The sequence below is a fragment of the Methanosarcinales archaeon genome, assembly GCA_014859725.1.
Taxonomy (GTDB): Archaea; Halobacteriota; Methanosarcinia; order Methanosarcinales; family Methanocomedenaceae; genus Kmv04.
The window spans coordinates 1-7,620 of record JACUTQ010000114.1; the positions used below are offsets into that span (position 1 = coordinate 1).

At 39.1% G+C, this 7,620-nt stretch carries 11 protein-coding genes; 9 read left to right on the top strand and 2 right to left on the bottom strand.

All coding sequences use genetic code 11. The features are described 5' to 3' along the window. Positions 1-147: 147 nt before the first annotated feature. Genes IBX40_09310 through IBX40_09325 form a run of 4 tightly spaced genes read left to right on the top strand, consistent with a single transcriptional unit; the run spans position 148 to position 2,321 of the window. On the top strand, positions 148-288 hold the full coding sequence (locus IBX40_09310; protein ID MBE0524511.1) for a YHS domain-containing protein: 141 nt from the start codon (positions 148-150) through the stop codon (positions 286-288). 45 nt (positions 289-333) lie between these two features. Beyond that, the gene (locus IBX40_09315) at positions 334-813 is read left to right on the top strand and encodes a ferritin family protein (protein ID MBE0524512.1); all 480 of its coding nucleotides are present in this window, start codon (positions 334-336) and stop codon (positions 811-813) included. A gap of 17 nt (positions 814-830) precedes the next feature. After that, positions 831-2,048, top strand: coding sequence for a flavodoxin domain-containing protein (locus IBX40_09320; protein ID MBE0524513.1), 1,218 nt, complete (start codon positions 831-833; stop codon positions 2,046-2,048). 6 nt (positions 2,049-2,054) lie between these two features. Then, positions 2,055-2,321, top strand: a complete 267-nt coding sequence (locus IBX40_09325) for an FtrB (protein ID MBE0524514.1) — start codon at positions 2,055-2,057, stop codon at positions 2,319-2,321. A gap of 164 nt (positions 2,322-2,485) precedes the next feature. Here the strand turns inward: IBX40_09325 and IBX40_09330 are convergent, their stop codons facing one another. Then, a complete protein-coding gene (locus IBX40_09330; protein ID MBE0524515.1) occupies positions 2,486-3,814 on the bottom strand; it encodes a Fic family protein in 1,329 nt (442 codons plus the stop codon). 636 nt (positions 3,815-4,450) lie between these two features. On the opposite strand from IBX40_09330, the gene IBX40_09335 reads away from it, so the two are divergent. The 5 genes from IBX40_09335 (at position 4,451) to IBX40_09355 (ending at position 6,708) form a co-directional block, all read left to right on the top strand. Then, positions 4,451-4,819 carry a 4Fe-4S binding protein gene (locus IBX40_09335; GenBank protein ID MBE0524516.1) on the top strand — a complete coding sequence of 123 codons (369 nt, stop codon included), beginning with the start codon at positions 4,451-4,453 and terminating at the stop codon, positions 4,817-4,819. A gap of 5 nt (positions 4,820-4,824) precedes the next feature. After that, positions 4,825-5,799, top strand: a complete 975-nt coding sequence (locus IBX40_09340; GenBank protein MBE0524517.1) for a formylmethanofuran dehydrogenase — start codon at positions 4,825-4,827, stop codon at positions 5,797-5,799. 25 nt (positions 5,800-5,824) lie between these two features. Then, the gene (locus tag IBX40_09345) at positions 5,825-6,034 is read left to right on the top strand and encodes a dodecin domain-containing protein (protein MBE0524518.1); all 210 of its coding nucleotides are present in this window, start codon (positions 5,825-5,827) and stop codon (positions 6,032-6,034) included. Between the two features lie 69 nt (positions 6,035-6,103). Continuing rightward, positions 6,104-6,325, top strand: coding sequence for a hypothetical protein (locus IBX40_09350; protein ID MBE0524519.1), 222 nt, complete (start codon positions 6,104-6,106; stop codon positions 6,323-6,325). Then, positions 6,325-6,708: a PIN domain-containing protein gene (locus IBX40_09355; protein ID MBE0524520.1), complete on the top strand. Its 384-nt coding sequence runs from the start codon at positions 6,325-6,327 to the stop codon at positions 6,706-6,708. The genes IBX40_09350 and IBX40_09355 overlap by 1 nt, the downstream gene beginning before the upstream one ends. 24 nt (positions 6,709-6,732) lie before the next feature. Here the strand turns inward: IBX40_09355 and IBX40_09360 are convergent, their stop codons facing one another. Further along, positions 6,733-7,560: a TIM barrel protein gene (locus IBX40_09360; protein ID MBE0524521.1), complete on the bottom strand. Its 828-nt coding sequence runs from the start codon at positions 7,558-7,560 to the stop codon at positions 6,733-6,735. Positions 7,561-7,620: the final 60 nt, after the last annotated feature.

Consider the following 7,620-nt stretch of genomic DNA (forward strand, 5'->3'; position numbering starts at 1 on the left):
ATCCCTGCCAGTCCTTGAATGAACATCTCTCCCAGATCATCAATCAGATTCAACCTAATTTCAGGGAAATTTATATGCATTGGGATGATATATTCTAATTAAGGAAGTTGGAGATTATTTAAAATATAAATGAGGGAGGTGAGATAATTGGCAATTGACCCGATCTGCAAGATGGAAGTTGATGAAACGACTGCAAAATTCACATCCGAGTATAAAGGTAAAAAATTCTATTTCTGTGCTCCTGGATGCAAGAAAGAATTTGAATCAAATCCTGAAAAATATGCTTGAATAAGAATTGAATTAATTGACGGTATGATAAAAATGGACGATATAATGGCAGACATAGAAGAGATGATGGAAAATCTAAAAACAGTTGATGATGCAATCAACCTGGCACTGACTATCGAAAATCAGGGACTAAAATTCTATTCAGAAAAAGCAAATACCGCGGTAAGTATTCTAGCTAAGGAACTGTTTACATATCTGGCAGCAGAAGAAGCTAAACATATCGAATACCTTAATAATTTTGGAAAAACAGGTAATGCATCTTCAATAAGAAATGTTGATCCAGCTGATTTCACCTCATCTTTTGAGATGGAATTTACCGGTGCAAAACCTGGTGAGATGGATGTATTAATGGGAGCCTTAGGGTTTGAACAAAAAAATGAGAACTTCTATAATAAGCTGGCAGTACGGGCCGAAGACCCTGACCAGAAAGAATTCTTTACCATAATGACTTCGTTTGAACACAAACATCTTGAACTGATTGATGGTTTTATTGACGCTGCGACCCAGTTCAGAATGCAGACATAAGTGATGGAGGTACTTGTATGGGGGATAAACCAAAACCCTTTGAACTGACTAAGGGTGTCTATTGGGTAGGGGTTGTTGATTGGAACCTCCGTGATTTTCATGGTTATGTCACATCCAAAGGGACCACTTACAATGCATATTTGATCGTAGATGAAAAAATCGCTCTTGTAGACACAGTAAAATCAGAGTTTTCCTCTGAGATGCTTATGCGCATAAGCCAGATCATAGACCCTGCAAAGATCGACTACGTGATAGCTAACCATGTTGAAATGGACCATTCAGGATCACTTCCCGCAGTCATGGAAGTCGTCCCAAATGCACCCATATACTGCACAAAACGGGGATGTGACGGCCTGAGCCTGTATTACCATGGTGACGGATGTGAGGATTGGCACTTTGAAACGGTAGAAACAGGGACTGAATTGAGTCTGGGCAGCAAGACGTTGATGTTCATCGAAGCAACCATGCTCCACTGGCCCGACAGTATGCACACCTATCTCAAGGAAGATAAGATCCTGCTCTCCAATGACGCATTCGGGCAGCATATTGCTACTTCAAAGAGGTTCAACGATGAAGTGGATGACGTGCTTGAGGATGCTGCTGAATATTATGCTAATATCCTGATGCCTTTCGGCCAGGTCATCCTGAAATACGTCGATACTGTGGGAGAACTGGGCATCGATATAGATATGATCGCACCCTGCCACGGCATTATTTGGCGGGATAATCCTGCCCGGATCATAGAAGCATACGGACGCTGGGCAAGGGGAGAGAACAAAGAGAAGGTGCTGATCATCTACGATACCATGTGGGGCAGCACCTACAAAATGGCAAATGCAATACTGGAAGGGGTAAAGTCGGCCGGTGTCGAAGTAAAATTACTGAACATCAGGAAGAATGATCAGAGCAAGATCATAAAAGAAGTACTTGACGCGCCTGTGTTCTTTATCGGTTCGCCCACTTTGAACAATGGAATGTTTCCTTCAGTTGGTGGATTTTTAACATATCTTAAAGGACTGCGACCCAGAGGAAAGAAAGCTGTAGCCTTCGGATCTTATGGCTGGGGAAAAGGAGCTGTTAAGGGGGTTGAATCAGAATTAAAAGCCGCTGGTTTCGAGATAATCGAACCTGGATTGGAGATACGATACCGGCCCGATGAGGAGGGACTTGCATCCTGCAGATCTCTGGGGGAGCGGGTAGCTAATATTGTAAAAGAACAGATGGTGATGGGGTGAGATTAAATGGAAGATATTGAAACCGAGATATATGAATGGGCAAAACAGAATGCAGAAGAACACGGGTATAAGCTGAATCCGGATTATGATATTGTAGCTATTGCAATAAAAGGAATGGCCAATAATAAGAAAAAGTATGGGGAACAATACTGTAGTTGTCGGGAGATCACAGGCAATAAACAAGAGGATCGTAAGATCATCTGTCCGTGCGTATACAGAACAAGGGAGATCGAGCAGCGGGGAGCATGTAAATGCGCACTTTACGTTAAATAAGCAGGCTTTGGGGATTTGTGGCAGGGATATCCCTGCTACTTTTTATGCAGATTGCATGCAGTGGGGCTTTTGGAATTATTTATCCAAAGTTTGGAATTTTCAGACATCGGGTTGCAAAACGGCTAACCAGCGCATCCTGATTATTCAATTATACAAGTCCAAACCTATTTTATTAATTTTAGAATAATGTCGTCAAATTTTTGTGATCTGTAATAAACTAATTTCTTTTTTCCAGAGGTAGTTTTTTCTAAAAGCCCCAATTTTTCTAAATAAATAATATCTTTTCTAGCCGTTTCATAAGCAGTATTGAACCTATTTTGTATCTCTTTTATTGTAAATGAAAACTTAGGGTCATCAAAAATAAATTTTAAAATATATATTTGTCTTTCATTTATGTCTTTAATTATCCTAAAATCATATAGATCCCGTTTTTCCTGAATTTTATTATTTATATACTTTTTAAGATTGTTAAAGGCTAAGTCTATTGTTTTTAGCTGATAATTTATAAAATAGGTTAAATCATTTTCATCAAGTTCAGTGTATAAATATGCTTTTGCATATTGTGTGCGTGAATTAATAATTATTCTTGAAATAGACATATACTCTATTAACCAGTAATCTCTTGAAAGCAAATACCAATAAAAAATTGCTCTTGCCGTTCTTCCATTTCCATCTACAAAAGGGTGGATATACCCAATTAGAAAATGCAATATAATGGCTCTTATCATTGGATGAATAAATCTGGTCTCATCACTTTCATTTGCAAAATTACAAAAATCGTCCATTAATTGTTCTATTTTTTTATAGTCCGGGGGATGGTAAACAACATTCCCTGTTAAATCCACTACAGATATGTCATTTGCAGCTCTATATTTACCTTCGTTACTTGGATCTTCCAAAGTGTCTTTGGCAATTGAAGTATGAATTTCAAGTATTAGTTCAGAATCAAGTTTTTTATTTATTAATGGTTTTATTTTTTTAATTGTATTATAATTGTTAAGAATCATTTGTTCAGATATGTTTTTTGGTTTTCTACCCTTTCTCAACATCGATTTGGCATATTCTCTGGTAGTGACAGCTCCTTCTATTTGACTTGAAGCAATTGCTTCTTCCATAATTGAATTAATTAAATATTGCTTTTTCTCATCCTTTGGGATAATATTTCCTTCTAGATTTCCCCCTAAATTAAGATCAAAATGGTGAAGTTTTTGGTTGATATAAGGAGTTAAATTATATTTAAATTCAAATCCTTCAAGGTCACTTAATTTAATTATTTCAGGATGGGAGTTTCTTTGTGTTTTGGTGATTTTCCATAATATTTCAGGATTGATCTGTTGGGAAATTTCCTTATGTTTTAATTCTGACCAATATAAATATCTATTATAAATATCTGAGAATGACTGTCTAAATGTTTCATTTCTTAAATAATTACAAATCTCATTAATTTCGTTTGCTTTAATTTCTGATAAAGGTGGTTTCTCTGGAATTTTCATAATAACCATTAATTACTATTTTTAACAATATTAGTAATTAATAGTAATTAATCGTAATTAAAGTTTTTCTACAAAGGGGTTTAGGATTACATATCTTAATATTTTATGCGCCCGCATGGGTGCCTCGGACAAAGCGTAGCGGCATCCGGGGTAGGTGACTCTACCAAAACTACTTTTATGTGCATCCTTAGAATATGAATCTAAAACATTCTTTAAAGTATAAACAAGGGCACAATTCATTCAGATTTTTATTTAATCGATATGTTCATAATATAGATAACAAACTTAAATAATACTAGTTTGAAACATTTTAATATTTTTGTCCAACCTCATTCACCCACTAGATGCCTTGCATTTGTAACGCAGGTCGTTAACTTAAATACCCCTCGAACAATCCTCTTTGACCAATCACATTGAAAAAATCCGCCACCCCAAGCATCTCCATCCTCCGCCCTACAATGACATACTTATTATCATTGTTATGTTGATAATAGTCGAAAACCCATATATCCGTTCCAGACAAAATAATACCTGATAGCACAATGGAAATATCAATAAAACGACAAAACCCACCAAAATAGCTGTGATCCGGTGGAGCTGGTTGAAGGGACGCATCACTTTAAGGAGATGAAAAAAATGGTAAAGAGAACTATCGTAACAATAGATGAGGACAAATGTACAGGTTGCGGAAAGTGCGTTGCACCATGCGCAGAAGGAGCCATACAGATAATTGACGGGAAGGCCAGGGTAATGTCAGAGGACCTGTGCGACGGTATGGGTTATTGCATTGGCATCTGTCCTGAAGGAGCAATGGCTGTAGAGGAGCGTGAAACTGTGGAATTTGATGAGGAGAAGGCTGAAGCACAACCTAAAAAGTCAGACATATCCATCAAATGTTTCAACTGCAACAAAGGCGAGAACGAGGTGTACCTGCTTCCACTGCGCCATGAGATGAAGAGCGAATGGGTGTGCACGCGCTGTTTGCCAATGTTGATACACGGTTGATATCAATGGAAACCATCAGTCTGGAACTATCAGCAAAGGTGGATAACCTGTGCGACTATTCATTCAATTTTCACTGGCAGGACCAGAAGCTTGACCCTGCATCAGTTATCCCTCATCAAAAGGGCAGTTCTCATACATACCAGGACCTGGTGGATGCACTGAAAACTGGTAACGATGTGCACATCAAAGGAGATGTGGGGGCCAGGTTCGCCCACAGTATGGGCGCTGACCTGAAACATTTTGGCGGTACCGGAAAGCCTGAGCCTGCAGGTAGGGTGTTCGTTGATGGGGATGTGGGTGTTGAGGCAGGTATGGGTATGGTTTCAGGCATTCTCTACATCAATGGAACTATTGAACAGCCAAGGGGTAATATTGTGGAAGTAGGATCTGACACAGAAGGATACAGGAAATATCGATCAATAACTGACGTCATGTGCAATGGGCTGGATGATGCCAGACTGATCCACAATTCTCTGGTTGATGCAACCCTGATCATCAAGGATAAAATAATTCGTGGAACCATTGGTGCCCGCATGGATTGTAGGGGTACCGTGATAGTCGAAGGAGATGCCTATAACGGTACCGGTCTGTTAATGCGAAGAGGGACTGTGTACATTAAAGGTTGTGCTGGCATGAATACGGGTTCAAGGCTGGACGGTGGTACAGTAGTGGTCAGCGATAAAATTGATGAATTCGCAGGTGCATACATGAAATCCGGGAATTTGATTTTCAATGACGCAAAAGGATATATTGGTGCTGGTATGACCGGAGGTGCTATTTTTTCAAAAAAAAAAGTGTCGGTAAACCCTCCTGTCACGTCAGGTAAGAAGAGCAGTGAAAACAATACAATGCTTCGCAGGGTGCTGGACATTGGTCGTTTGGAAGCCATGCAGTACCACAAATATGAAGTGGGACCCAAAAAGCAGGAATATGCTAAAGTGCGCATGCGTGACGGTTCTGTGATAATGAGAAAAGTATAATTTTAAAACTCTGGAGGAAAGTATAATGGGATTTGTAAAAATAATCGAAACAGTGGGATCGTCTCCCACAAGCTGGGAGGAAGCTTTACAATCTGCAGTGGATGATGCATCGAACCTTCCCATATTTAAGAGTAAAGGGAATATCACAAAGGTCAATGTGAAGAACTTTGATGTTGAAGTGGAAGATAATAAGATATCATTGTTCAAGTGCAGGGTAGAGATATTCCTGGAGTAAAATACTATGGGAAATATATCAACAGGTCAATAAATACCTATTTAATGTTATAACGTTATAACAACGTGTATGACTGAAGTTTTTGAAGCAAAACTAAGAAAAATAGGCAATTCTCTTGGAGTGATCATCCCCTCAGAGATAATTGAGGAAATGGAATTTAAAGAAGGAAACCTCATACATGTTGCGATCCCGCCATCGGATAATGAACAGAGGAATGCGGTATTGATGGATATTGCCGGTATCGATAAAAAGAAACCTAAATTTCAAAGAGAAAAGAGAGATAGATACTAATGTTCCTCGATACTTCGATTATCATAGAGATTTTTCGTTCAGGAAAAAGCAGTAAACAATTTGAGGAGATATACTATCAAATAAAGGATGAGCCATTATTCATTTCAATCATTCAGGTAGGAGAGATATCAGATTGGTGTTTGAAAAATGATATTGATCCTGTAAAACGCATATTAAAATTGAAACATATCCTAAACACCATCCCATTAAGTGAAACAATATGTCTTGAAGGGTCACAAATCAAACACGATATGCGAAATAGGGAAATATCCAAATTCAGTTTAATGGATGGGATTATCCTGGCCAGTGCGAGGTCAATTAACCAAAAACTTCTTTCCACTGACAATGATTTTCGAAAAACCAGTGATGTTATAATATTGTAAATAGGTACTTAGATACATACATGTTTATAACTCCTGATACAAACCCTGAAGCAGCAGTGCATCACCTTCCAGATTAGGGCTTTCACAGATCACAGTACCTTTGATATCATATTCTTTCCATGCCCTGACAAGCCCTTCATAATCCATATCCGACTCCTGAAGGATCAAATGGTTCTTTTCACCTTTGGGGCCATATTCAATGCCAGACACATGGATATGCATATTATCCAATCCCTCCCTTCCAAGATATTCCTCGATCATATCAAGTATCCCGCAGAACTCGTTATATGAATTTAATTCCCCACCCCTCGCATGCAGGTGGGCAAAATCATAACAAGGCATAATCCCTTCGATATCAGCACTCATTTCCAGAAGTTCGGTAAGGCTTCCAAACTGAGACCCCTTGCCGGTGGTCTCGGGCCGAAGCATTATCTCGATTCCCGCGTCATCCAGTTGTTCCACCATTTCTATCATATGCGTCTTCACAATGCCGTATACCATATCCAGAGAATCTGTATGATAAAATGCAGGGTGGAATACCACAGCACGACCTTCAAATATGGCCCCAATACGTGCCGATTCCAGAATGCGCTGTTTGCTTGCTTCCACCTTTTCGATCTCCCGGGAGTTCAGGTTGATATAATATGGAGCATGGACGCTTAGCGCTACATCTTTCTTTTTAGCTGCTTCACCCAATCGAATGGCTGTTTCATCTCCTATCTTTACTCCCCTGACAAATTCTACTTCATTGCAGCTTAGTCCAAGTTCCCTGACCCGGGACACACCAGATATAGAATTTCGATCCATGGCACTGATGGGGACACCAGCCGTTCCAAACCTTAATCTTTTCATATAGCTATCCAATCAGACAGATAAATATAAGACTGTCTGTTTTTCAACATGTACACATCT

Coding starts and splice junctions, on each gene's coding strand:
- IBX40_09325 (MBE0524514.1), top strand. CDS start 2,055: ATGGAAGATATTGAAACCGAGATATATGAATGGGCAAAACAGAATGCA.
- IBX40_09340 (MBE0524517.1), top strand. CDS start 4,825: ATGGAAACCATCAGTCTGGAACTATCAGCAAAGGTGGATAACCTGTGC.
- IBX40_09345 (MBE0524518.1), top strand. CDS start 5,825: ATGGGATTTGTAAAAATAATCGAAACAGTGGGATCGTCTCCCACAAGC.
- IBX40_09335 (MBE0524516.1), top strand. CDS start 4,451: ATGGTAAAGAGAACTATCGTAACAATAGATGAGGACAAATGTACAGGT.
- IBX40_09355 (MBE0524520.1), top strand. CDS start 6,325: ATGTTCCTCGATACTTCGATTATCATAGAGATTTTTCGTTCAGGAAAA.
- IBX40_09360 (MBE0524521.1), bottom strand. CDS start 7,560: ATGAAAAGATTAAGGTTTGGAACGGCTGGTGTCCCCATCAGTGCCATG.
- IBX40_09350 (MBE0524519.1), top strand. CDS start 6,104: ATGACTGAAGTTTTTGAAGCAAAACTAAGAAAAATAGGCAATTCTCTT.
- IBX40_09330 (MBE0524515.1), bottom strand. CDS start 3,814: ATGAAAATTCCAGAGAAACCACCTTTATCAGAAATTAAAGCAAACGAA.
- IBX40_09320 (MBE0524513.1), top strand. CDS start 831: ATGGGGGATAAACCAAAACCCTTTGAACTGACTAAGGGTGTCTATTGG.
- IBX40_09315 (MBE0524512.1), top strand. CDS start 334: ATGGCAGACATAGAAGAGATGATGGAAAATCTAAAAACAGTTGATGAT.